This is a genomic window from Brevibacillus jepli (assembly GCF_047229145.1).
In the GTDB taxonomy this organism is placed as follows: Bacteria; Bacillota; Bacilli; order Brevibacillales; family Brevibacillaceae; genus Brevibacillus.
The window spans coordinates 111,091-136,416 of the sequence record NZ_JBFEFW010000014.1 but is presented as its reverse complement, the minus strand read 5'-3'; the positions used below and the strand labels follow the sequence as shown (position 1 = coordinate 136,416).

At 49.6% G+C, this 25,326-nt stretch carries 21 protein-coding genes; 12 read left to right on the top strand and 9 right to left on the bottom strand.

Translation table 11 applies throughout. The annotated features are described in order from the left end of the window. The first annotated feature begins 252 nt into the window (after positions 1–252). The 3 genes from pheS to zapA all read left to right on the top strand — a co-directional run bounded on the left by pheS (position 253) and on the right by zapA (position 4,084). Positions 253–1,287, top strand: a complete 1,035-nt coding sequence (gene pheS / locus AB1L17_RS16985; protein WP_412845740.1) for a phenylalanine--tRNA ligase subunit alpha — start codon at positions 253–255, stop codon at positions 1,285–1,287. Between the two features lie 15 nt (positions 1,288–1,302). Continuing rightward, a complete protein-coding gene (gene pheT / locus AB1L17_RS16980) occupies positions 1,303–3,726 on the top strand; it encodes a phenylalanine--tRNA ligase subunit beta (protein WP_412845741.1) in 2,424 nt (807 codons plus the stop codon). An 82-nt stretch (positions 3,727–3,808) separates the two neighbouring features. Next, entirely contained in the window at positions 3,809–4,084 is a 276-nt protein-coding gene (zapA, locus tag AB1L17_RS16975) for a cell division protein ZapA (RefSeq protein ID WP_412845742.1), read from the top strand. Positions 4,085–4,188: 104 nt separating this feature from the next. Here the strand turns inward: zapA and AB1L17_RS16970 are convergent, their stop codons facing one another. Next, positions 4,189–4,563, bottom strand: coding sequence for a phage holin family protein (locus AB1L17_RS16970; RefSeq protein ID WP_412845743.1), 375 nt, complete (start codon positions 4,561–4,563; stop codon positions 4,189–4,191). 242 nt (positions 4,564–4,805) lie between these two features. On the opposite strand from AB1L17_RS16970, the gene AB1L17_RS16965 reads away from it, so the two are divergent. The 6 genes from AB1L17_RS16965 (at position 4,806) to AB1L17_RS16940 (ending at position 10,347) form a co-directional block, all read left to right on the top strand. Beyond that, on the top strand, positions 4,806–7,163 hold the full coding sequence (locus AB1L17_RS16965) for an endonuclease MutS2 (protein ID WP_412845744.1): 2,358 nt from the start codon (positions 4,806–4,808) through the stop codon (positions 7,161–7,163). A gap of 17 nt (positions 7,164–7,180) precedes the next feature. After that, entirely contained in the window at positions 7,181–7,591 is a 411-nt protein-coding gene (locus AB1L17_RS16960) for a DUF350 domain-containing protein (protein ID WP_106841582.1), read from the top strand. A gap of 252 nt (positions 7,592–7,843) precedes the next feature. Further along, positions 7,844–9,142 (top strand): nucleotide sugar dehydrogenase, encoded by a 1,299-nt coding sequence (locus AB1L17_RS16955; protein ID WP_412845745.1) that lies wholly within the window; start codon positions 7,844–7,846, stop codon positions 9,140–9,142. A gap of 146 nt (positions 9,143–9,288) precedes the next feature. After that, on the top strand, positions 9,289–9,477 hold the full coding sequence (locus AB1L17_RS16950) for a hypothetical protein (protein WP_412845746.1): 189 nt from the start codon (positions 9,289–9,291) through the stop codon (positions 9,475–9,477). 35 nt (positions 9,478–9,512) lie between these two features. Beyond that, a complete protein-coding gene (locus AB1L17_RS16945) occupies positions 9,513–10,040 on the top strand; it encodes a DUF4179 domain-containing protein (RefSeq protein ID WP_412845747.1) in 528 nt (175 codons plus the stop codon). A 106-nt stretch (positions 10,041–10,146) separates the two neighbouring features. Then, complete coding sequence (locus AB1L17_RS16940; protein WP_087345359.1) at positions 10,147–10,347, top strand: cold-shock protein; 201 nt, start codon at positions 10,147–10,149, stop codon at positions 10,345–10,347. A 356-nt stretch (positions 10,348–10,703) separates the two neighbouring features. Here AB1L17_RS16940 and AB1L17_RS16935 read toward each other — a convergent pair whose 3' ends face one another. Next, positions 10,704–11,531: a M55 family metallopeptidase gene (locus tag AB1L17_RS16935; protein ID WP_412845748.1), complete on the bottom strand. Its 828-nt coding sequence runs from the start codon at positions 11,529–11,531 to the stop codon at positions 10,704–10,706. 159 nt (positions 11,532–11,690) lie between these two features. Next, complete coding sequence (locus AB1L17_RS16930) at positions 11,691–12,824, bottom strand: glycosyltransferase (protein ID WP_412845749.1); 1,134 nt, start codon at positions 12,822–12,824, stop codon at positions 11,691–11,693. A 213-nt stretch (positions 12,825–13,037) separates the two neighbouring features. Here AB1L17_RS16930 and AB1L17_RS16925 point away from each other — a divergent pair, with 213 nt between their 5' ends. Next, positions 13,038–14,387: a glycosyltransferase family 4 protein gene (locus tag AB1L17_RS16925; RefSeq protein ID WP_412845750.1), complete on the top strand. Its 1,350-nt coding sequence runs from the start codon at positions 13,038–13,040 to the stop codon at positions 14,385–14,387. A gap of 147 nt (positions 14,388–14,534) precedes the next feature. On the opposite strand, the gene AB1L17_RS16920 is transcribed toward AB1L17_RS16925, so the two are convergent. From AB1L17_RS16920 to AB1L17_RS16910, 3 genes are read right to left on the bottom strand one after another with little or no spacing between them, the layout of a single operon-like run. Further along, the gene (locus AB1L17_RS16920) at positions 14,535–15,353 is read right to left on the bottom strand and encodes a hypothetical protein (RefSeq protein ID WP_412845752.1); all 819 of its coding nucleotides are present in this window, start codon (positions 15,351–15,353) and stop codon (positions 14,535–14,537) included. Further along, a complete protein-coding gene (locus AB1L17_RS16915; protein WP_412845753.1) occupies positions 15,346–16,974 on the bottom strand; it encodes a hypothetical protein in 1,629 nt (542 codons plus the stop codon). Before AB1L17_RS16915 ends, AB1L17_RS16920 begins: the two co-directional genes overlap by 8 nt. Positions 16,975–16,978: 4 nt before the next feature. Continuing rightward, a complete protein-coding gene (locus AB1L17_RS16910) occupies positions 16,979–18,241 on the bottom strand; it encodes an O-antigen ligase family protein (RefSeq protein WP_412845754.1) in 1,263 nt (420 codons plus the stop codon). Between the two features lie 192 nt (positions 18,242–18,433). On the opposite strand from AB1L17_RS16910, the gene murJ reads away from it, so the two are divergent. Beyond that, the gene (murJ, locus tag AB1L17_RS16905) at positions 18,434–19,960 is read left to right on the top strand and encodes a murein biosynthesis integral membrane protein MurJ (protein ID WP_412845755.1); all 1,527 of its coding nucleotides are present in this window, start codon (positions 18,434–18,436) and stop codon (positions 19,958–19,960) included. On the opposite strand, the gene AB1L17_RS16900 is transcribed toward murJ, so the two are convergent. Then, positions 19,935–21,311, bottom strand: a complete 1,377-nt coding sequence (locus AB1L17_RS16900) for a phenylacetate--CoA ligase family protein (protein WP_412845756.1) — start codon at positions 21,309–21,311, stop codon at positions 19,935–19,937. The genes murJ and AB1L17_RS16900 overlap by 26 nt on opposite strands. A gap of 204 nt (positions 21,312–21,515) precedes the next feature. Between AB1L17_RS16900 and AB1L17_RS16895 the strand changes: the two genes are divergently transcribed. Beyond that, a complete protein-coding gene (locus AB1L17_RS16895) occupies positions 21,516–23,168 on the top strand; it encodes a putative polysaccharide biosynthesis protein (protein ID WP_412845757.1) in 1,653 nt (550 codons plus the stop codon). Positions 23,169–23,225: 57 nt separating this feature from the next. On the opposite strand, the gene AB1L17_RS16890 is transcribed toward AB1L17_RS16895, so the two are convergent. Both AB1L17_RS16890 and csaB read right to left on the bottom strand, forming a co-directional pair. Then, on the bottom strand, positions 23,226–24,077 hold the full coding sequence (locus AB1L17_RS16890; protein ID WP_412845758.1) for a class I SAM-dependent methyltransferase: 852 nt from the start codon (positions 24,075–24,077) through the stop codon (positions 23,226–23,228). A 24-nt stretch (positions 24,078–24,101) separates the two neighbouring features. After that, the gene (gene csaB, locus AB1L17_RS16885; protein ID WP_412845759.1) at positions 24,102–25,199 is read right to left on the bottom strand and encodes a polysaccharide pyruvyl transferase CsaB; all 1,098 of its coding nucleotides are present in this window, start codon (positions 25,197–25,199) and stop codon (positions 24,102–24,104) included. Positions 25,200–25,326: the final 127 nt, after the last annotated feature.

The following is a 25,326-nucleotide window of genomic DNA, read 5'->3' as shown; positions in this document are numbered from 1 at the left end:
ACGATAGCTGCTGAATTCACTCCAAAGCCGCACTCTGAACCGCTTTTGGCGCAGTAGGAGCAGCCGGGTCATACCCGTTACCAATGATCTGAAGTGAGACAAATGTCTCTTCCCACTAGTGATATTGTCATGGAACTGTCACAGGGTGGAAGCGACTTGTCTAACAAGGGTGGTACCGCGAGAAAAAAGTAACTCGTCCCTTTTCTGGGGCGGGTTTTTCTTTTTACCTAATGAAAAAAGGAGCGATTCGAAGTGCAAACTCGGTTGCAAGAAATGAAAGAGTCCGCACTGGGCCAAATCAGCCAAGTGACAGAAGCCGCACAACTACAGGATTTGCGCGTCAAATACCTGGGGAAAAAAGGCGAGTTGACAGAACTGCTGCGCGGAATGGGCAGCCTGTCACCAGAAGAGCGTCCCGTTGTCGGTCAGCTGGTAAATGAAGTAAGGGAAGCACTGGAGGCGGCTTTCTCCGGCAAGCAACAAGCATTTGAAGCAGCGGCACTGAATGCCAAGCTGTCTTCTCAAACCATCGATGTAACGCTGCCAGGCCGTCCAGTACCAGCTGGCACGATGCATCCGCTCTCTCGTATCATCGAAGAGATCGAAGACATTTTCATCGGTCTGGGCTTTGAGGTAGCGGAAGGTCCTGAGGTAGAAATGGATCACTTCAACTTCGAAATGCTCAACCTGCCAAAAGATCACCCGGCGCGTGACATGCAAGATACGTTCTACGTCACAGAAGAGCTGCTCTTGCGTACGCAAACATCTCCGGTACAAGCACGCACGATGCTGAAAAAAGAAGGCAAGACGCCACTGAAAATGATCTGTCCGGGTAAAGTGTACCGCCGTGATGATGACGACGCGACTCACTCCCACCAGTTCACGCAGATCGAGGGTCTCGTGATCGATAAAAAGATCGGCATGAGTGACTTGAAAGGTACCCTCCTAACGTTTGCCCGTCAAATGTTCGGGGAAAACCAGCAAATTCGTCTGCGCCCAAGCTTCTTTCCGTTCACGGAGCCGTCCGTAGAGGTAGACCTGCAATGCTTCAACTGCGGTGGTCAAGGTTGCCGCGTATGTAAGCAAACAGGCTGGATCGAGATTTTGGGTGCTGGTATGGTTCACCCGCGCGTACTGGAAATGGCCGGCTACAACCCGGAGGAAGTAAGCGGTTTTGCATTCGGAATGGGTGTAGAACGGATTGCGATGCTCAAATATGCGGTGGAGGACATCCGCCATTTTTATACCAACGACGTTCGTTTCCTGCGTCAGTTCAACCGAGGCTAGAGAGGAGAGGCAAAGATGAAGGTATCGTACCAATGGTTATCTGAATACGTCGATCTGAGTGGAACGACGCCCCAGGAGCTGGCTGAGAAGCTGACTCGCAGCGGGATTGAGGTAGACGCAGTTGAATCACGCAACGCAGGTGTATCCGGTGTTGTGATCGGTTATGTAAAAGAACGCAGCAAGCATCCGGATGCAGACCGTCTCAATGTATGTGTGGTTGATGCGGGACAAGGCGAAGACCTGCAAATCGTTTGTGGTGCAGCAAACGTAGATAAGGGACAAAAGGTTCTCGTTGCCCTGATCGGTGCGAAGCTCCCAGGTGGGCTGAACATCAAGCGCTCCAAGCTGCGCGGTGTAGAATCCCAAGGAATGATCTGCTCAGCAAAAGAGCTGGGCCTAAACGACAAGCTCTTGGCAAAGGATCAGCAAGAAGGCATTATGGTCCTGCCTGCGGATGCGGAAATCGGAATGGATGCCATTTCGTACCTCGGCTTGGATGACTACGTGCTGGAATTGGGATTGACGCCAAATCGCTCTGATTGCTTGAGCATGCTGGGAGTTGCTTACGAGGTTGCCGCTATTTTGGGCAAAGAAGTGGTATTCCCTCAAATCGAGCTGAATGAAAACGGCAGCGACAACCCGATTCAGGTCAAGATCGAAGCTACGAATGAAAGCTATCAGTACCATGGACGTCACTTCACCAATGCCAAGATCGCGACTTCTCCACAATGGATGAAAAATCGCCTGATGGCAGCGGGAATCCGTCCAATCAACAACGTGGTAGACGTGACGAACTACGTTCTGCTCGAATACGGTCAGCCACTGCACGCTTTTGATGCGACGCAAGTAACGGATCGCTCCATTGTTGTTCGATTGGCAAACGAGGGCGAAAAGCTCGTAACGCTTGACGATCAAGAGCGCACACTGGATGAACAAACCTTGTTGATTGCTGACGAGACAAAAGGCTTGGCGATTGCTGGCGTAATGGGCGGAGCCAACTCTGAAATTACAGGCGAGACGAGCGAAATCATTCTCGAAGCAGCTTGGTTCACGCCAAAAACGGTTCGCCGTACAGCTGGTATGCTCGGTATGCGTACAGAAGGCTGCGTACGTTGGGAAAAAGGTGTTGACCAAGCGCGCGTGCAGGAGGCAGGAGAGCGTGCTGCTGCCTTGATTCAGCAATTGTCTGGTGCAACAGTATCCAAAGGAATCAGCTCTGCCGTTGTTAGCCAAGCTGCGCCTGCTGTCGTTTCCGTTACCCTTGCGAAAATCAATCAGCATTTGGGAACCGACATGTCGGCTTCTGATGTGTCCCCGATTTTTACGCGTCTACAATTCCCGTATGAAGTAGCGGGTGAAAAATGGACAGTTACGGTACCAACGAGACGTGGAGACATTACGATTCCAGAGGATTTGGTGGAAGAAGTAGCTCGTCTATACGGCTACGACAACATTCCGACCAGCTTGCCTTCGGGTTCGACCACACAAGGACAGCTGACAAAAGAACAGCAATTGCGCCGTACGATCCGTCATCATCTGATCGGTACTGGCATGAATGAAGCGATCTCCTATGCGCTGGTTCACCCAGATCGCGTAGAAGCGGTAGCAGGTCTGCATCAGGAAAAAGTAAATCCGGTAGCGCTCTTGATGCCGATGAGTGAAGACCATAGCGTTCTGCGCACGAGCTTGATCCCAAGCCTCTTGGAAACAGTCGCTTACAATAAAAACCGTCAAAACCACGATGTCGCGATTTTTGAATTGGGCCGTGTCTTCTTGACGAAAGAAGAAACACTCACGCAGCTCCCGGAAGAACGCCTGTATGTAGCGGGTGCCTTGACAGGACAGCTGCTCACACAAAACTGGATGGGTGCTAAGCAGCCTGTTGATTTCTACCAAGCAAAAGGGATTGTGGAATCACTCTTCGCTCGTTTGGGTATCCAAGCAGTCGATTACAAAGCAGTACAGGATATCGCAGGCATGCACCCAGGTCGTACAGCAGAAGTATGGGTAGGGGAAAAACGTTTGGGCTATCTGGGGCAAGTTCACCCGGGTACGGAAAAAGCGTACGATCTGTCCGAAACGTACGTATTCCAATTCGATGTAGCTGACTTGATTGAAGTAGCTGCCGAGGTTGGACATTACAATCAACTGCCGAAATCACCAGCTGTAACGCGTGACCTAGCTCTCGTTGTGGATCGTAGTGTTCCTGCTGGTGCATTGGAAGCGACCATTCGCGAAGCAGCAGGAGAATTGCTTGAGTCAGTGACGCTGTTCGATGTATATACAGGTGAGCGCATTGCACAAGAGAAGAAGAGCATGGCATTTGCCCTCGTATTCCGTCACGCAGAGCGTACCTTGCAGGATGAAGAGATTCAACAAGTGACCACAGCTGTGATTGAAGCATTGAAAAATAACACAGGCGCTGAACTGCGCATGTAAGATAGCTTGACGAAATCTGACATTTTCAGTAACCTAAAAAAGGATAAAGTAGAGCAAAGGTCGCAGTAGGGAGGAACCCCTCGTGCAAGGTGATGGGAAAAATCGTTTGACGGTGGACATCTTCGGCCAACAATACCGGCTCAGTGGCAAGGCAAGTGTCAATCACATACGCATGGTGGCCGGTTTCGTTGATGACAAGATGAACGAAATCGCAAACGGCAACCATCGACTGGATACTGCCAAAATTGCCGTGCTTTCTGCAGTCAACATCGCGGATGAATACTTCCGCTTGCGTCAGGAGTACGAAGAACTGCTGAAAATCATTCAGGATGAGGCAAAGGCTAAACCGATAGATTGAGGAAAAGAGGGGCTGCATGCCTCTCTTTTCGGTTTTGTGGGACAAATAAAGGACAAATGAAAAGAGCCACCCGTTTGAAGGGATGGCTCTTTTCCACTATTTCCTTATGTCTCCTGCTTGTTCCCTGCATCTCCATTGCGCAAATCCATATGCGTTTTAATCGGGATGAACAGGTCGATGATCCCGATCACCAGGGAAGCCAAAAGCGCTCCAAGAATGGTTACACGGAAGCCAGCGACAAGGAATTGAGTGAGATAAATCACGGCGGCACTGACCAAGAAGCCGATAATACCACGGTTGTACGGCGAAATTCGATCTCCGAAAATGGCTTCTACTGCCCAGCCGATTAGTGCGATGACCACGGCCGCGAACAGAGCTGTCCAGAAACTGTTAACCGAAAAGCCGGGGACCAGAAAGCCGACAAACATCAGGACTACGGCAGCGACGATAAAGCGGACGATATGGCGCATAATCGTCAAGTGTACTCCTCCTTTAGGTTTGTTTCATTTTCATTCTCTCACGCAAAGAGTAGAACTATGCCAAACGCGAACGTGTAAAATTATCCTTCACCGAGTGATACCCTGGTTGCTTAACGTAGCCCAAGTTTTCTAAGCTCCGCAGCCATGCTATAATGGGGAGATCGTAATGATTGCCGGTATAGACCGTCGCTCCCGCCCGCACGGTACAACGGTCGTAAGCTGAAGAAAGAAGGAGGAGCACAGTGGAACAACGGGTTTTAAAGACGTTAGAATACGATAAAATGGTCGCCCTGTTGATTGACAAGGCATCTTGCACATATGGAAAAGAAAAAGCGGCAGAGCTGATTCCTTTTGTACATTTGGATGAAGTCATAACCGCTCAACAAGGGACTGCACAAGCAGCAACCGTATTACGTTTAAAAGGTAGTGTGCCGCTCGGTGGAATTCGCGATATTCGCGGTCCCGTGCAGCGTGCCAGATTGAACGCCATGCTTGCTCCGATGGAATTGCTGGATATCGCCAGTACCGTTATGGCTGGACGCAAGCTCAAAACGTTTTTGCTGGATATGTGTAATGATCACGAGCTGCCGCTATTGCAGCACCAGGCTGAGCGAATTGAGGGCCTGCGCGAGCTGGAGACAGAAATTCGCCGCTGTATTGATGAAAATGGCGATATTTTGGATAGTGCGAGCCTCGAATTGCGTCAGGTACGTCAGGAGATAAGACAGCTCGAAGCGCGCATTCGCGAAAAGCTCGATCAAATGACACGCTCGTCCACTTACCAAAAGATGCTGATGGAAAACATCGTAACCATTCGTGGTGATCGCTTCGTCATTCCGGTGAAGCAAGAGTATCGTTCTGTGTTTGGCGGTATTGTCCACGATCAATCGGCTTCTGGAGCGACGCTCTTTATCGAACCGGAAGTCATCGTAACGATGAACAACAAGCTTCGTGAGCTTCGCCTGCGTGAGGAGCGTGAGGTTGAGCGCATTTTGTATGTGTTGACGGAGCAAGTATCTTTTGCAGTAGAGGCCTTGATCGAGAACACAGAAGCGCTAACAGAGCTTGACTTTATGTTTGCCAAGGCTCAGCTAGCTTGGAGCATGAAAGCGATTTGCCCGCAATTAAATGATCGTGGATACGTAAATATGCGAAAAGCGCGACACCCACTCATTCCGCGAGAAGTTGTCGTTCCTGTCGATGTGGAGTTGGGTGGAGAGTATCAGGCGATCGTCGTGACAGGTCCGAATACGGGAGGGAAAACCGTTTCCCTCAAAACGATCGGGCTGTTGTCCCTGATGGCCATGTCAGGCTTGCATATTCCGGCAGAGGAAGAGAGTGAAATGACCGTCTTCTCCTCCGTTTTTGCCGATATCGGGGATGAACAATCCATCGAACAGAGCCTGTCTACATTCTCTAGCCACATGACCAATATTATTCAAATTTTAGCGAAGATGGATGACAAGAGCTTGGTTCTGTTTGATGAGCTGGGCGCAGGAACAGACCCGACAGAGGGTGCTGCTCTGGCCATGTCGATCATCGACCATGTTATTGATTCCGGAGCAAGACTCGTCGCAACCACTCACTACAGTGAATTGAAGGCGTATGCCTACGATCGACCGGAAGTCATCAACGCCAGCGTAGAATTCGACGTGCAGACACTGCGTCCAACCTATCGTTTGCTCATCGGGGTGCCAGGTCGCTCCAATGCATTTGCAATTGCAAGACGTTTGGGACTACCGGAGCATATCATTGACGTTGCGCGTGGCTCGATTAGTGAGGAAGACAATCAAGTCGAGAGCATGATCGCTTCGTTGGAGCGCAACCGCAAGTCGGCGGAAGCGGACAGGATGGCAGCCAAAGCAGCACGCCAGGAAGCGGAAGAGCTGCGTAGACAGCTCGAAGAAGAGCGCGCCCAGTTTGCCGAAGAGAAAAACAAACGAATGGAACGGGCGGAGGACGAAGCGCGGATCGCTGTCCAACTGGCAAAAGAAGAAGCGGAGACGATCATTCGCGAGCTGCGCGAGATGATGGCAGAGGGCATGGAAATCAAAGAGCATCGTCTCATTGATGCGAAGAAGCGCTTGGGCAATGCCGTACTTGAGCTGGAGAAGGAAAAGGTGAAGAAGCCTGCGAAAGCGGTTCGTGCCACACAGATCAAGGTGGGCGACGAGGTTATGGTGACGAGCTTCGGTCAAAAAGGAACCGTGCTGGAAAAGGTAAACAATGAAGAATTCCTCGTGCAGATCGGGATCATGAAAATGAAAGTGAAGCGCGATGACATGCACGTACAAAACTCCATCCAGCAAAAACCGCAAGCGGCTCCGTACACCTCTGTGAAGCGTCGTAGCGACAATATCAAGATGGATCTCGATTTGCGCGGCTACAACGTCGAGGACAGCATACGGGAAATCGATCAATTTTTGGATGATGCACTGCTGGCGGGTCTTCACTCGGTCTCCATTATTCACGGACACGGGACAGGGGTACTGCGCAAAGGCGTGCATGAGTACTTGAGAAACCATCGTAATGTAAAATCCTTCCGCTTGGGTGGTCAAGGAGAGGGCGGCGTAGGTGCTACCATTGCCGAATTGAAATAAGAGGTCGGGAGGGACATATGGAAAGCCTTCTACACAATCCATATTTTGCAACTGCAGCTTATTTTACTGTGTCTGGACTGGCGATGGTTTTGTTCTTAGCCATCTTTGAGCTTGTGACGCGTTATCGTGTCTGGGATGAGCTGAAGCGCGGCAATATGGCGGTAGCCATGGCAACAGGCGGGAAAATATTCGGGATCGCGAACATTTTCCGCTACTCGATTCAGGCGCATTTGTCCTTGGGTGAGGCGTTGATTTGGGGGACATTCGGATTTTTCCTGTTGCTTTCCGCTTACTTCATTTTCGAATTCATGACGCCTACGTTCAATGTCGATCAGGAAATTGCCAAAGATAACAGGGCCATTGGTTTTATTGCGATGGTCCTGTCGATCGGCTTTTCGTATATCATAGGGGCATCCCTGCCTCGTTAGACGGTTGAACGATATTTCAAACGGGAGTATAATTTGATTTGGCAAAGTCCGATTGAAGAGAAGAGGACAAGCCGAGATTGTGAGTATGAGGGAGGATACGCCTTGGAAACGTTATACAAGGTCCTCATCGGATTGTGTGTGGTTTTTATCGCTGCAGGTGTTTACTACCTGTCATAAAAATATGCAAGTAGGCTGTGTGACTTCCTTCGTCACCCGGACCTTACTTAGAGAATGTGAAAGAGGAGATACGCAATGACTCAACCTGTAAGCGTAGCTGTTGTGGGATTGGGGTTTGTAGGCTTGCCGTTGGCGCTTACCTATGCCATGAAAGGAGCAAACGTCATCGGTATTGACGTTCTACCGCATGTCGTCGATGAGATCAATGCGGCACATTCCCATCACCTGGAATCCTATCAGGGAAAAACTTTGCCAGAGATCCTCAAAGAGCAGATTGAAGCAAAACGATTCCGTGCAACTACCTCGTATGAGGAAGCGGCAGCGGAAGTCCATAATTATATTGTAACAGCCGGATTGCCTGTTCATAACGGCGATCCTGATCTCGGACCGCTGAAAAACTGTGCGCAATCGCTCGGTCGAGTACTGAAAAAAGGCGATACCATCATGATCCGCAGTACCGTCGTACCAGGAACGACAGAAGAAGTGATTCTGCCGATTTTGGAGGAAACAAGCGGACTTAAAGCGGGTGTCGATTTCTATCTGACATACTGCTCGGAACGAATTGCTGAAGGTCGGGCTTTCGAAGAGTTCATCCATATGCCGCTCGTTCTCGGGGGCATCAATGAACAAAGCGCTGAAAAAGGAAAAGAGCTGTTGTCCTTCATCAGCGAGACAGATATCACGATCTCCGATATTCGAGTAGTCGAGACTGCAAAAGTAATCGAAAATATCCAGCGTGATGTGAATATTGCGATGGTACAGGAATTCGCCCGTTTCTCCGAAGCATTCGGCATTGATACCTTTGAGCTGATCAAGGTTGCCAATACGCATACGCGTGTAAACCTGTTGAGTCCAGGACCGGGTGTGGGAGGCTTCTGCTTGCCGAATGCACTGTACTACTTGCAGCCTAAGGCGCGTGAATTGGAAGTAAACACGCCGATTCTGCAGCTGGCTCGCAACACGAACGATGCAATCCCTGAAGTGTTGATTGGCATGCTAGAGGAAGCATTGAAGAAAAATGGCAAGATGTTGGCAGGAAGCCGCGTAGCCGTATTGGGAATGGCCATGAAGGACTTCTCCAATGACGACCGCGTTAGTCCTGTTCACGATCTGATCAAGTTGCTCTTGGCAAAAGGAGTAGACGTTCGTTCCTACGATCCAGCTGTTCCGACTTTCTATGAGCATAAGACAGATAGTTTGGAGAAAGCAGTGAGTGGGGCAGATGCGTTGTTCCTGACTGCTGTGCAGAAGGAATTTGCTGATGCAGATTGGGCGAATGTCGCTGAAATGATGGCAGATGCTCCAATTCTCTTCGACACGAAGAACCGCATCCCGCGTGACCTGGTGAGCAAGGCCACTGTGGTGCGCATTTAATTCCAGACCAAATTCTATTGATTCATACGATAAAACCTCTCTAAACGCACCCAGAAGCGTTTGGAGAGGTTTTTTTCATAAAAGTAGTGAACCATATTGAACGAGAGAGCCAATACAAGGTGTATACAATTTCAGGGGGCCCTCCGATGAATGATCAAATGTTAGAACTATGGCTGGACCGTCTGCTTACTGGGGATCAGGAAGCTTTTGAAGTCATCTACAGCATGACGCGGACAAAAATTTACGGTACCGTAGCAGCCATGGTCACGAATAGAGAAGATGTGCATGATATTGTAAGCGAAATATACTGCCGACTGGAGTATATGCGGCTTTAAATGGAACCTCGTATTTTGCAGACAAACCAAAAGACTTGAACAGTTTGGTGGATGAAGGGGTTAAGCGAGCAGCGGCAGAAGGGTTGTCCATTCCGATCGATCAAAAAATTACCGATCAGGGGATTACGATTCATTTTACGGAAGTGTATGCGGAAGAAACCAAAGTTCTGCTGCACTATCGCATTGAACAACAAAACCGAGAACTGGTGCCTTTCGAGTTCGATACGACAGGATTAGATGTGGTAGGCGAACAAAATGGCAATCCGGTGTACCAGGATAAAGGTGTGGAAGGTACGAGTGTCCTAAACTTTATCGGGACCAGCAAAGAGGATCATTTGCCTTTCTACTTAACAGACGAGTCCGGTAAGGAAGTAATGGTGGGAATAGCGGATCATGATAAGCCAGAAGGCGTACTTGCCTTCGTCGCGAGTGGATTCGAGCTACCACAGCCACTCACCTTAAATATCGATGTGAACCGGATTGGCAAAACTACGGGCAACTGGAAGGGACAATTTATTGTGGACCAGAGCAAAGCAAAAGAAGCAACAAAGGCTGCGAAATAGGAGAAAAAAAACTAGATCACGTATAATAAGCCTCGTAAATGGCAATAGTAACCGGGGTAAGACTATATTTCAATGTCATGTAAGGGTTACATGCTAGGAGGCAAAAATGGAACGTGGAAGAGTAAAGTGGTTCAACAGTGAAAAAGGTTTCGGTTTTATCGAGCGTGATGGTGGAGATGACGTATTTGTTCACTTCTCCGCAATTCAGGGCGAAGGGTACAAATCCTTGGACGAAGGGCAAGAGGTTGAGTTTGACGTAGAAAACGGTCAACGCGGTCCTCAAGCGACGAACGTTCGGAAAGTATAAGAGCTGAAACGACAAGCAGACTCAGTTATGGGTCTGCTTTTTTATTTGGGTTAGGAGTAGCTGTAGTGGAGGAAAGAAGCGCATTTCCAGTCTACGCTTCGGCCTACGCCCTCCAAGGGGTCAAGACTGTCCGCGTCGGAATAAATGGCGGGAGCGCTTTAAACGTAGAAGTTTCGAGGAGGTAGTTCATATGTAAAGCTGAAATTCCCCGCCATTTATTCCGACGCTGAGATGGGCTCCAGAGGCGCTAGGACTGGAAATGCACTTCTTTCTCAGTGGCTTTCAGCAATGAAAAAAATGCCAAATGAAGAGAAACGGAAGAACTGATTTCAGTCTCCCGTTCCCTCCGTACCTTTTTAGAAAAACTCTGCACCCGAAGCCAGGTTCAGCATAGCACGCATTGTTTTATACATGTCTTGCGGAGTGGCTGCGTTGTAATAAACCGTGTTGGTCGCTGTCTCATAGCGAGTACCAGGGACGATTGCGGCCATCTCGGCTTGTCCGGCATGGGAGAATTCCATCGCCAGCTCTACAGGTACGGCTGTACGGAATGGCTGGATGCTGTTCCGGTTGCGCAAGGCTCTCGCCGTCTTTTGCTTTAGTTCAGCGGTAGCCTCTTCGCGCGAGAGACAGATAGCCGCTGTTCGGGATACAGCTTCCTTCACGATAGCAGTCTGAATGCCTGGGATGAGTTCCTCTGCTTCGATCGCAATGAGATTATCGCCCGACACCATGACAACAGGAACGTTGTGCATGCCAGCAATCGCAGCGTTAAAACCGAATTCGCCCACGACTTGACCGTTGATATACATATTGTGGAGGACGCCGGACATCGTATGGCTCAGCACGCCCGGAATCCCTTGGCGGGTATGATAGCCAATGAACATCGCCGCATCAAAGCTCTCATCCAAACCTTGCATCATGGATGAATCGCGTGGAGAACCTGCCAACAGTCTTGCTTTTGGATGGAGCTGTTCCCAGAGAATGTTGTTCATCGTGTTGTGGCTGTCTGCTACGATAATTTCTGTTACGCCCGCTTCGAGTGCAGCTTCAATGACTGCATTGGCATCGTCCGTCATAAATTGACGCCCTCGCTGGTAGTTCACGCCTGAATCCGGATTAATATAGCTCGTGTCAACAATGCCAGAAATACCTTCCATGTCTACCGAAAGAAATAATTTCATCTGATGTTCACCCTTTCTTGTGCAACTTCCTTTACAAAATAGTCCCATTTCTATGTAACCAGATTGAACATGAGTAGGCAACTATAAAAACAGATTCTTCAAACAAATTACGTGAAAAAGCACGATGCTCGCTGTGTTAGCGTGTCATCGTGCCTTTCGTTATCTCAGTAGCTTACGATAAAGAGCAATGATTTGTTCGGTCATGAGTTGAATGGTAAAAGTGGATTCCACTTTGTCCAGAGCGTTTTGCACCATGGTTTCACGCAGCTGTGGCGAGCTCCAAAGACGTTCCATTGCGTTCGCCAGGCTAGCGGGATTTCCAGGTTCGACAATCAGTCCAGTCTCACCCTCGAAAACAAACTCTTTCACGCCGCCTACGTTGCTTGCTACGACAGGAACTTCCGAAGCCATTGCCTCGATGATCGTATAGCCTAACCCTTCATACAAGGAAGAGTGAACAAAGCCATCAATGGCATGCAGACATGCAGGGATATCCTGCCGAAACCCGGCAAAACGTACACATGATTCCAACCCCAGCTCTTGTACCTTTGCTTCGAGCACAGCACGCTCAGAGCCGTCTCCGATCAACACGAGATAAGGAGCTTCTTCCTTGTCCTTCACGAAGGCATGGAAAGCATCAAGCAAAATGGGCAGACCCTTTACTGGAACAAACCGTGCTGCTGTTCCGAACAAAAAGGCGTCCTCTGGTATGTTCCACTCCGCTCGCAGACGACGGCGATCATCCTCCCGTAAATGGTTTTGCCGATAGGGCGCCATGTCCATTCCGTTATAAATGACGCTGATGTCAGACGAACGAACACCCTGCCCACGCAAAATATCGGCGATTGCACCACTAATCGCGATATAATGACGGTTCCAATGTCTCGTGCTCACTTCCATCATACTGACAATGACATAAGCCAATGAGCTTGTATAATCATATCGAAGTGAGCTGTGAACAGTTGTCAGCAAAGGCACTTTCATACCGCGAGCAGCCAGACGGGAAAAGAAATTGGCTTTTATCCCGTGCGTATGGATGATCGCCGGTTGGAATGTAGAGAATGCATTCCGTAGAGCCTGCAGCAAGCGAATGTCAAAACGTCCAAACTGATTCAGTGTAATGACATGGATGCCCAATTCCCGCAACTTACTCGCGAAGAGAGAATCGTAAAAGCATACGACTGCAACTTCTACTTCGTCTGCAGGAAAAGTCGAGACTAAATTGAGAATATGTTGTTCAGCACCGCCAAATTCCCCCCCGCCAATCACGTGGAGGACTCGTAATTTGCTCATCTGAATTCACCCGAATCGTAGTTAAAAAAACAACCTCTATTGAGGTATGTACATGGAGGTACGACCAAATATAGGCGGTGTACCAAAAAATGAAGGATAACTTGTAAACAAAGCCATTTTCACTATAGCAGATGCCTGCTAGATTCGCAATAAGACAGCACTTATGGTATCGTTGATGATGGAAAATTGAAATGGATAAGGACGGTTACGTAAATGAATACGCACAACGTGTTGATCATATGCTACATATTTCCTCCTATCGGCGGCGGCGGTGTGCCAAGACCGTTGAAAATGGCCAAATATTTGGGGGAGTTCGGCTGGAATGTCCACGTGCTGACTGTAGATCCTGCCTATCATGCGACGCTTGATCCATCACTTCTGGCACAGCTACCGAGTGAGGTTACCATTCACCGGGCGAAGGAGTGGCAATTGCTCCCGAATCGGGGGGGCCAAGCTGCATCTGCAAGTGCGAATGCAACGGCGACACCACCGCAGCCTTCGTTCAAAACAAAGGTGAAAAAACAGGTCGTAAATGTCCTGAAAAAGGTAAAGCCCTATCTGTTAATTCCAGATGATCAAATCTTGTGGATGCCGAATGCACTCAAGCTGGGGCGTGAAATTATGCGCCGTGAAAAGATCGACGTGATTTTCTCCACATCGGGACCGGTTACGAATCATTTGATTGCGAAAAAGCTATCCCGTGAGTTTGGCTGCAAATGGGTAGCGGATTTCCGTGATCCGTGGACGCAAAATATGCATACCTCAGGCATCGCTTGGCGGGAGCGGATGGAAGAGCGAATGGAAGAGGCTGTGATGTCCCAGGCTGACGCGATCACGACGGTTACCGCGACCTTCGCCCATAATTTTCGCGAGAAGCATCAAGACCGTATCAAGCGAATGGAACTGATCTACAATGGATTTGATCAGGCAGATTTTCACGGTTTGGCTCCGAGTCACAACGTTCCTGAGAAATTTCACGCGGTCTACGCAGGCATTTTGTATCAAAAACGCAACCCGCGCCTTCTCCTGCAAGCCATCCGGGAATTAATCGATGAAAAAGCAGTAGACCGAAATGATCTGCTACTCAGCTTTGCCGGGGTGTTCGATTATCCGGGGTATTCCGAAAATCGCGACTGTGTGGAGGCATTGGGACTTGGTGACATCGTGCGTGTGCTGGGGAACCTGCCACATAAAGAAGCGCTCGGACTGATGAGGGGCGCTGACGCTCTCTTGCTGATTGGGGATGTGTCGGCTGACGCTGGGGCGTACATTCCGGGGAAGCTCTACGAATACATGGGGATCGGCAACCCGATTCTCGCCCTGAACAAAAGAGGAGAGGCAACAGAGATTATTGAAGAATTCCGTTTGGGACAAGTAGCCGATCCAGAGCAAAAAGACGAGATCAAACAAGCGTACCTGAAGCTGTATCAGGAGTGGAAAGCGCAAGGTCAAGCGAATAGCGAGGAACGCGGAGCAGATTTTGCAGAGCGTGTGAAGCCATACGAGCGTCGTGAACAGGCGAAACAATTGGCGCAATTAATGGATGAGCTGGTAAAAAAATAGTTCAGCATAGCCCCGTAGCCAATGAAGGCTGCGGGGTTTTCTTCGTGACAGACATACTTCTTCTGATTAAAAAAGGACCTGACGATAATCGCCAGATCCTGGAGCGTGCCTATCAGTCTGCTACAACGCAAATGTAGCAGGCTTTTTTTAGTACAACAAATACTGTTCTATTTCTTCCGGTTCTTTGATGTGAATGCCGCCGGTATCTCCGTATTTAAACAGGTTGAACATCACTTGCTGGTCCATTGTTCCTGCTTCAGGCAGTGGGAGAATGATCCAAGTCTCGTATTGGTGGATTCGACGATCTTCCTTGCCGAACCAGAATGTTGTTTTGATCGTGGATTCCTTCAGGATGTAATCCAGATCAGGGCGATCTCCCAGTTGTTTTTTCAATGGTTCAAACAGTGGGCTTTGGCTATTTTTCAACCATTCTGCCCCTGTCATTTTCAATTGAAACGGTACACTGACCACGCCGATTACTTTTTCCTCAGGCAATTGTACAGCTTGATCCATGAAAGGCAGCCAATCCTCAAAGCCCTTCAATACATCAAAGGCGAGCGGCTCATCCGGAGCGGTTACAAACTGCTCGTTCGCCTTGATGTAGCGCTTGTCGTGAATTCGGTAGTACGAATACGGTTGGGCAGCGATGCGGGCATCCACATTGTAGCCTTTACCGTTGATGACAGCCCCATTGAACATGCTTGTTGTGGAGCGAGAGAGGATCGTATTTTTTACATGACCCTTGTACCAGTAAGTCTGTGCCTCTTTATCCGTCTTGCCTCTTTGCAGGGCTGTTTGCAGCCACTCTGCACCTGACTCGGTTTGGACCGTGGTCGTCTGCTCCGGCGTTTGGTCAAAATTGGTGGTGGCAAAAGCCTTCGTTCCTGATTCATACGTGCAGCCACCGAGCAGGGAGGCAGTGCAAATGGCAGCGAGTAATGCCCATGCTTTCGTCGCTTTACGCATGGCGAAACCTCCTTACGACTCCGTATCCCAAGAGTCCCACGAAGAGAGCGATCGTGAGTCCGAGTACCGGAATGTTGTGCTGCTTAAACACGAAAATGCGATGCGTATTGTGCATGTTGGCAACGATTTCGTTTTGCTTGTCGCCGTCGATGTCGCCGATTTGGACATTGATCAGCGGCAAGTAAATGCGCCAGTTTTGTTTCAAACCTTCAGGCGTGTAGTCATAGCCTGACAAGTAGCGTAATTCGTGGTTACTGACCCAGCTTTTTGCCTTAGCTACGATTTCAGGCTTTTCATTGCTGCCGATAGTAGCAAAATTGGAGAAGCGGAAGCTCTTGTCGCGGTCACCGCTTGCCCATAGTATTTCCCACGTTCCATCTGGTTTTGGCTTCAAGATGTACGAAGGCTTGCCTGCTACAAGCAGCTCATCAACCTTGTCATTGTCGATATCGGCAGGAATGAACTCGCCAGTTGCCAGCTCAGCTTGCTTGCGAGTCAGTGTGTAGGCTTCTGTCAATGTACCATCAGGATCAACAGTCAGGACACTCAGATGCTCACCCATCACAACGAGTCCTTCGCGTCCATCTGGGAGCATCATGGTGGTCAACAGCTTCGTTGATTTTGTCGTGCCGCCAAATGGCTTGCCGTCGTAGTTTCCTGTCAGCATACCATCCTTGATGTGAAGATCCGTGTACTTCGAGCCCAAGGTTTGGCGTACGTCCATACTGCCTTGGTTTTCTTCCAGTAGATTCGCGATGTTTTCCATATCAAGCACAAACGCACGATATGGTGCCGTTCCGATTTGCAGCATTCCTTCCGCATATGGCTGACGCTGTACGTTCGGTACCAATTGACCGTCTTTCATCGTGTAATACGGGAAGCCCGGGTAATCGGTAGGGAGTTTTTCCTTGATGATCTCCATGGTATCTGCCGGGATTTGATCGTTTGGCATCCGTACCATTTGGCCATCTTTCCAGGTCAGGACATAGAGAGAAACAGGTTCAGACTGCAGGTGACGCAGCTTCTCGGCCATTGCTTTTTTCTCTTCTTCTGTCTCCGGCTTTTCAATTTCTTCTGGCAGCGGAAGCTCCTCAGCATTTCCGATGGTGATGATCTCCATGCTGCCATCGCCATTGACGTCATGTAAGGTGATCGGGAAGTAATCGACCCAATCGCCGTTGTATAGACGGTCAGATTCGTATTTCACAGTAAAATGGCTCAGAGCAGCCAGCGTATCTCTGTTGAACGTGACATTCACCAGAACAGCGATCAGAACTAACGAGCCGACTGCACGCCAGTTGAGGCGTCCGTACCATTTCACGAGAAGGGCAATCACGATGACTGCGATTGCTCCACCGATCAAGAGAGCAGCAGTTGTCTTCACATCGACACGTGTCAGTGCGCGATCCAAGAGCAAGAAGCCGATGGTAAACACGAGCACTTGACGACGTTCAGACGGATGCACCACGAAGTAGCAGAATGCTAGCAGTGGCAAGAAAACGAGTAAGGCAATCCATGTTAAATCAAGGAAGGCCGGTTTCACGAGCAAATGGTAAATGAGAAACAGGGCGATGGCGTACAGCGCCCAGCTTATCGTTTCGAGAATAGGATTGCGGCGCATGCGATCACCACCTTTTGTTTTGTGTTTGGTCGACGAATAATGCGCACAGGAAGCCGCCAAACAGCCAGAAATAGAGGGCCATAAACGGCACCTCGAAAATGTTTTCCACGAGGTTATGGGTAGCTACCGCGATTAATCCGCCGATGAGTCCGAGTATCGCAAAAAAATGCGGCGATCCTTGGAGGTTGCGGATGAGCCCAGCCCCATACTTGAACATGGTGAGAACAGTTCCGATTAACAGGATGATCCCGATCAGACCGTATTCCGCCAAGCTTTTGAAGAAGTAGCTGTCTGTATAAGTCGTGCCGAAATGACGGGCGGCAACTGCTCCGCCATGATGGCCGAGTCCATCGCCGAACAATGGCTCGATACGCATTTTGTCATAGGCTTTGCCCCAGCGATCGATACGCCCACCTTGACTACTTGATTGGAAGTATTCAGGTGTAAACAACGTGAAAATACGGTCTTTTACTTTTCCGACAAGCGGAACAGAATCAGGGACGAAGAACAGTGCTACCAGCCCGATGATCCCTGCGATTACCAAGTATCCTGCCACTCGTTTGTTCCATATGTAGAAGCAAACAAATACAGCAAAGGCGAGTGCCAACCAGGAACCGCGTGACCCCGTCAAGAACATGGCGAGCACGGTAGTCAATGTAACGATAGCCCAGATCCATTTTTGCTTACGGTCTTTCGCGGTCATGAAAAGACCAGCGGCAATCGGTGAAACCAACGCCATGTAGCTGCCCAATACGTTCGGGCTCGTCACGAATGAGAAGGCGCGAGTCGTGATCGCTTCACCTTCCTGCACCCATGATTCAGGTGTTTTTACGCCTACGATGACTTGCAAGACACCATACAGTGCCGCTACGAAACCAACGAGCACAAGTCCCTTCATAAACTTGTCCAAGTCTTCCATCGACTTCAGTAAATAGAAGCCCATGAAAAAGGCAAGGACGTACTGGTAGACGGAGCGGAATCCTTCTACGCTAGCTTCCCAGTTCGCCATGTCTGTCACCATTAAGGCAACACCCAGGACGAAAAAGGCTCCAAGCCAATGTTTGATTCCAGGCATCGTCCGATTGGATTGCAAAAATCCAACGAATGTAAACAGCATCAGAACGATGAGCAGTCCTTCATCCCACAAAGAAGATATGACTGGAATCGGTAGAATCTGTCGTAAGACGTAATCGATTACCGGATAGGCCAACAGCAAATACAACCACGTAGTTGATTGGCTTCCCCACTTCAACACGGTTTCTCTCATTTTTATTGTAGTCCTCCTACACGTAGGGATTAACCTACCTATTATAATGAATCTGGCAACCCGGTAGCAAGCCGGGGTGAAAGAGGTTGGTAGGAATAGTAGAAATAAGATATGATAACAAAGGTAGTTTGGGGTATTTGAACCAAGCCTGGAACGAAGGTTTTCAAATAGGGATAGGAGAGAAAAGTGGACATGAGTTTGTTAAAAATCGCTTCCATGATTGTCGTGCTGACTCTCGTTGGAAGGCTGCTGGGCTTTTTTCGCAGTGTGTATGTATCCAATTTGTACGGTACAGGGATGGAGGCGGATGCGTTTAACATCGCGGCTACGATCCCGCTGACGCTGTTTTTGGTCATACCGGGAGCGGTTAATGCCGTGCTGATTCCGACAATGCGCGGCATGATAGAAAAAGGAGAGCGGACAACTGAATTGTATCAGAAGATGCTCACGATCATTTTGGGTATATTCGTTACGCTGTCTGTTTTGGGCGTCGTCTTTTCTCACGAGCTTGCTGCGCTGTTCGGACTAACCGGTGAGAAGCTGGAGCTCACGGCAAGCATGCTGCAATGGATGTGGCCATCGGCTATTTTCATCGGATTAACAGGGCTGTGGTCAAGTATTTGTAATGCGCACCAGCATTTTTTTACGCCGACACTCGGTACGGTGGTCAATGGAGCTTTGGTAATTGCCAGTATGTATGTGCTCGTGCCGATGTATGGTCCAATCGGGCTGGCGATTGCTACGACGATCGGTTACTTGGCTGCGCTGCTGCCGATTCTCCCGACCTTGCGCGGATTCGGCTACCAGCAACGTCTCTCTTTCGCTTGGCGTGAGGATGCTTCTCTCAAAGGCATGGGCGAGCGGGTCATTCCGATTCTGATCGGTGCAGTTGTTGCACAGGCCACTACCTTTTTGGAGCGCGGCTTCGCGGAAGGGCTCGGAACGGGCGTTGTTTCAGCTCTTGCCAATGCGAACCAAATCATGCAATTGCCTCTGGCTATTTTTGTCGGGGCGTTCACGTTGCCGTTGTTCCCGCTTTTGGCTACGCACGTCAAGAGAGGGGAAATGACGGAGATGAAGCAGATTTTGCAAAAGGGTCTCGCTTATCTGCTCATTCTTTTACTGCCTGTAACGGTAGGACTTGCTCTATACGCAGAGCCAATTATCCGGCTTGCGTTCGAGCGCGGTGCGTTCGATGAGCGTTCTGTCGCTTTGACAGCGTGGGCACTGCCATTTTATGGCTTGGGACTTTTCTTTCTAGCGTCGAGAGACTTGCTGACTCGTGCCTTTTATGCTCTGGAAAACACGAAGACACCCGTTATCATTGGGGCGATCGGGATCGGTGTGTACGCACTTGCCAACTGGTTGCTTATCCCGATTCTCGGTCATGGCGGAATCGCTCTCGCCAATGCGGTTTCGGCTGTCAGCCAAGCACTCTTGCTGTTTGTTTTGCTGTGGAGGGCAGTGGGCAGCCCTGTTCGAGCGAATTTCCTCATGACTGCCGGGAAAACCATCCTGGGCTGCGGAGTCATGGCCGGAGCTATTATGCTCGTCGATCCATGGTTATCCGCATTGCCTGTCTGGTTGTACTTGCCGCTAGGAATTATCGGTGCGGCACTGCTTTATCTCGTGGTGCTCATTGTTGTTCGTGAGCCACTTGTGTCAGAGCTGCTGCAAAAAGTACGCAAGCGGTCTACTCCCGCGGGAGAGCGCTCGTAAGCGGAAATTCCCGGATCGCATAGCGAAACTTGCCTGAGCTGGCAGGTGGGATTGTCTCCACGTACGACACGTGGATGCTCACTTGGCCTAATGCTGAACGAATTCCTGCCAAAAGCTTGGCTTCATCGGCTGGCAAAAACCGATCGGGCTCCTTCACCAGTCTCAGGCTCAAACGTTCCGGTTCATGCTGGACGATTTGAAAGGTGCGGAAGCTATCCATATTGCGCACGATGTGATTAAAATAATGTCCGTGAACGTACCTTCCGTTTAGCGATAGGAACATGTCGTCTTCCCTGCCGTCGATCGTAGCCAGTAGTGGTAACTGAACCTTGCATGAACAGGATGATTTGGACAGAGCGACGACATCTCCTAATTGGTAGCGCAGACGAGGCATGACGGTATTGTGCAGGTCTGTGACGAGCAAGGCTCCTGGCTGCCCTTCGTACACGGGAATGTGCGTGATCGGATCGACCACCTCCAAATAACAGTTCCCGGAAAAGGCATGCATGCCTCCTGCCGGGCATTGATAGGCGATGATACCTCCGTCACGAGCGCCGTATTCATTCACGACAGGCGCTTCAAAAGCTTGGGCAATTGTTTGGCGCTGGTGCTCGTGCAAGCTTTCCGCTGTGGAGACGACGGCTTTGAGCGGGATACCGAGTGTGATGCCGCGCCTGAGCATCATCACAGCGAGCGTATGAAGCGCGGAGGCGTACCCGTACAAATAGACTGGATGGAATTGCCGGATGAGGCGCAGGTTTGCTTCCAGATGTCTTTCGTCCAGTTCATAGGCAGAAATAATCACGCGGTTTTTCAACCAGCGCTCCTTCCAGCGGTAGCGGCGAGCTTGCTGGGCATTCAATTCGAGGGGAGAGCCCCAGATCATCACACACGGGTCTCCAATGCGAATGCCATACCAGGACAGCCCTAGCCAGCGTGCCGCTTCATACCGTTCGACGGTAGGACGATCGAGGTAAAAATGGGTAGGTTCACCTGTGGAGCCTCCTGTACGGTTTCCGATGAGCTTTTTCGATTGTAGGGCTTTGCTCATATATTGATCAGCGTTTTGCCGAAATTGTGTTTTGGTGAGAACGGGAATACGCTGCAAAAAGCGTTCAGGCCTATCACGCATTTTGCTCCAGTCTGGGGCGAAGTCCGTGTAAGCTGGCACGTTTTGAACGGCGTGATCGAGTAGCTTTACGAGTTTTTCTTGCTGCTGCGCACGCAAAGCTTCCGTGGATAGAAGCTGCGCTGCTTGCAATTCTTTTGTGTAATGACGTATGCGATTACCTTTCATAGCCTCCATCAAGGGCCACTGTACATGACGAATCAAAAAGCCAATTGTGGGCATATTTTCCCCTCCTACACACAGATCACACAGGCAGACGATTAAAAAAAATCAATGGAATCTGTTTTTCACCAGTATTCCTGCCAAATTCCATCGATATACCTGTTTGCTGGAAGAGGGAAATGATAGTAGGATAGAGAGTGGGTTCATGTCGATTGGTGTTGCCCCAAGGGTTTCCAGTCAAAGAGACGAATAAAGGAGTTACCCATGTTGAATAAAAGTCATTTTCTCGCAGGAGCGTTGATTTTAGCCATAGCGGGGATTTTGTCAAAAGTTATCGGGATGTTTTATCGGATTCCGCTTCAGGAGATAGTGGGCGACAGAGGTCTCGGACTCTATCAGGAAGTATATCCTCTCTACCTGACCTTTCTCATACTGGCGACAGCAGGTGTGCCAGTAGCGTTGTCGAGAGTCATTGCAGAGGCATTGGCTGAAGGAAAGCAAGGCTCTATCGGGCAAATTTTGGCCCGCAGCATGGTCATGATGGGCGCCATCGGGCTTGTCTTGTTTGTCCTCTTGTATGCGAGCTCGCCTCTCATCGCGAAGCTCATGGGGAATCCGCACTTGATCGAGCCGATTCGAGCGATTTCCATGTCACTGCTATTTGTTCCGTTGATTGCGGTCATACGCGGCTTTTTCTACGGCCATCAAAAAATGCTGTACGTAGGGCTGTCGCAAATTGTGGAGCAGACCTTGCGCGTTGTATTCATTTTGGTAGCTTCCTTGTACCTGGTGTCTCTCGGTGAAGATACAGATACAGTCATTACGGGAGTCAACTTCGGTACGATGATCAGTACGTTTTTAAGTCTTGGGTTTCTTGCGCTACTCATGTGGCTCCATAATCGGAAAAATTCCGTGTTTAGCGGGGCAGAGTGGGGGCGCCTTACTTGGTGGTACGATCGTGCCTTCTTCGTTTCGATGTGGCGAATTGCTTGGCCGATTTGTGTGAGCGCCTTGGTTATCCCGATTTTCAGCCTGACCGATTCCTTCCTGGCGATTAACATTTTCCGCTACATATGGAATGTGGACGGCTTGACGGCGGATACGTGGTTCGGCATTTACAGCAGGGGGGGACCACTTCTGCAAATGGCCAGCCTGTTCGGATCGTCGATTGCCCTCTCGATTGTTCCAGCCATTGCGGAAGCGATCAGACAAAAGGATCAGGAACGAATTACGACCTTGACCAAGCTCTCGCTGCGCTTTGCTTGGCTGATCGGTCTACCTGCCGGTCTTGGACTGACAGCAGTGGCAGAAGGGGCGAATCTGGCGTTGTACGGTGATATGGAAGGCACACGTGCGATGGCGATTTTGGGCATCACAGCGATCCCGCTTTCCTTGTTGCTTGCTACGAATGGTATTTTGCAAGGGATTGGCAAAGAGAAGATCCCTGCTCGTCATCTGCTGTATGGTGTGATTGTCAAAGTACTGGCAACACTCGTGTTTACTTCGATGTTTGGTATGGACGGACTGTCCCTGTCATGGCTGGTTGCAACCGCATTTGTCTGCGTGTTGAATATGCGGGTCATCAACCGCTTCGTATCGATTCCGATTCATTGGCGCTTCGATACAATTTATCCATTGCTGGTTGCGAATCTCATGCTGGTTCTGGCATGGGGTGCGACAGAGGCAGTAGATTTCCTGTTTCGGGGAAAAGAGCCGGTGCGCATTTTGGGAGCAATAGAGACCGTCGCTGGAGTCGGTGTAGGACTCGTTGTTTACTTGGGACTTCTGATCCTCATTCCACTTATTGAGGACAAGGAGCTGGACTGGTTGCCAGGCGGTAACAAGCTGCGTGCCTTTATCCAACTCATTCGGAAGAAAGAGGGGTCCTCGTTAAAGTCCAATACGAATAACGATTGATAACATTAACAAACCCCTTTCTCCACAAACGGAGGAAGGGGTTTTATATAATCTTGCTTATTTCGCTTTTTGATACACACATACGACCATTTTTACAAAAAACTCACGAGTAGCAGGTAAGTTAGCCAAGGCCTGCAACTGGTTTCGCAACGGAATCTCGCGCTGGTAAACAGCAGGCTGCACCACGCCTTGTTGAATTTTTCGAAAACGCTTGATCGTCATACGATTGATGTACGAAATCGTATCTCTGCCATCAGGAAGCTTGTCGAAACGAAAAGCGATCCGGTCAGAACCGTCTGGCAAGTCGCGGACTAGCTTTTTATAGGCGTCAATCAATGCTTGCTCCGAGAAGAGAGCATGCACCCAAGGAATCCCGATCGCATCTGACAAATGGGCACCGTATGGATGATAATACGGCGGAAAGTTGATGTAGAGATGCCCGCCAGGCTTCAATACCCGGAAGCATTCTTCAAGCGTCTTCTCTGGTTCGCCAACGTGCTCCATCGCGTCATTCATGATGATCGTATCGAACGTATCATCAGGGAAGTCCATTCTCGCGGCATCGCCAGTCATGAAGGAGACAAGATGATCCAGTCCCTTTTTCTTGGCGAATGCATTACCTTCCTCCGCGTAGTGGGGGACGATGTCGATGCCAATCATTTTTTTTGGTCCATAGGTGGCGTAATAGCAGGTTTTTCCCCCGCCGCCACAGCCGATGTCCAATACCGTTTTGTCGCGGAACATTTGCTCCTGAGAATGGAAAGGGAGGAAAAACTGGATGGTTTGATCTCCCTTTTGAAACTGCCATTCCGTATAGCTCATTTCCCCGTTATTCGCCAGATTGAATGGGTGGACGGGGAGAGGAAACAATCGATTTAAACCAAGTAACACTTGTGAAGAAAAGGACATGATGTCCTCCTTTCCAGGTCAGCCTTATTTGCGCAGTGCTTGCAGAACAAGTTCACTGCTTTTGGAAGCTTCGATAGCTAATAGATGGGAATGCTTCGTTACCACATCGATTTCGTGATCGAGGTTGTCCAGTTTATCAGCGAGCAAGGTCAAAAGTGTAGTTTCATCGAGTTGTGTTATATGACCAGCATTTGGCATTCCTGCGCGTTCGACGAATCGATCGATTTTCGGATCGTAGGAGATGCCGATAAAAGGGATTCGCAGCATGCACGCAAGAATGAGCGAGTGAAGTCGCATACCGACGACGTAGTCGCATTGCTTCAGTACGGACATAATGTCATGAAAAGTAACAGGCGCTTCGAGAAGACGTGCTCCTGGTTGGCTCATCTGATCCATGATTTCTTTGGACGGTGCCAAATCACTAGGGACATGCATTGGAAGAAAGAGCACGTTCCAACCGCGCATGATAAACCAATCCGCTGCTCGGGCAATCTTCTGTTTGAACTGTTGTTCCTGCTTCCAGTCCCGGACAGAAATCGCAACCAAAGGCTTGGACGGATCCTCAAACATGCCGTGGAGCAGCTCTTTTCCCCGTTGATCTCCAATATCTTCAGGGGATATCGTCAGAGCAGGGTCAGCTGTTATATAAATGGGTGCTTTTTTTACGCCGCAGGCTTTGAAGTCCTCTCCCGATTCGTAGTCGCGGACCGTGATGATGTTGACGTGATTCACCACGCGTTTAATCATCGTGCGACTGAGCGATTTGAGGATGGGTCCAAACCCTTGTGCGTAAAAGACCACGGGTTTACCTAAAAGCTTGGCAATGGTGACGATGCCCAAATAGTAGAGGACACTGCGCGGACTGGTTACATCCTGCATCAGTGTACCGCCGCCCATCACCAGCATGTCACTTCGCGAAAGCTCGCGGACGATGGTTCCAAAGCTCCAGCGGTTATAGGCTTCAATCCCGAACAATTCCGCAGTCCGATCAGGCTGATTGGACAAGACGGCGAGAGAGATATTTGGTTGTTCCCGCTTTAGAGAGCTGATGATGCCGTACAGGACCACATCGTCTCCGGCATTATTAAAGCCGTAGTACCCGGAGATGAGAATTCGCGACATGGAGTGAACCTTCTTTCTATATCAAACGTACAGGAAAAATACATTCTCAAGTATAATCGAGTAATCAAGGGGAAGTAAAGCAACCACAGTAGAAAACTTCACGCCCCGGTTATTTGAAGAGATACAG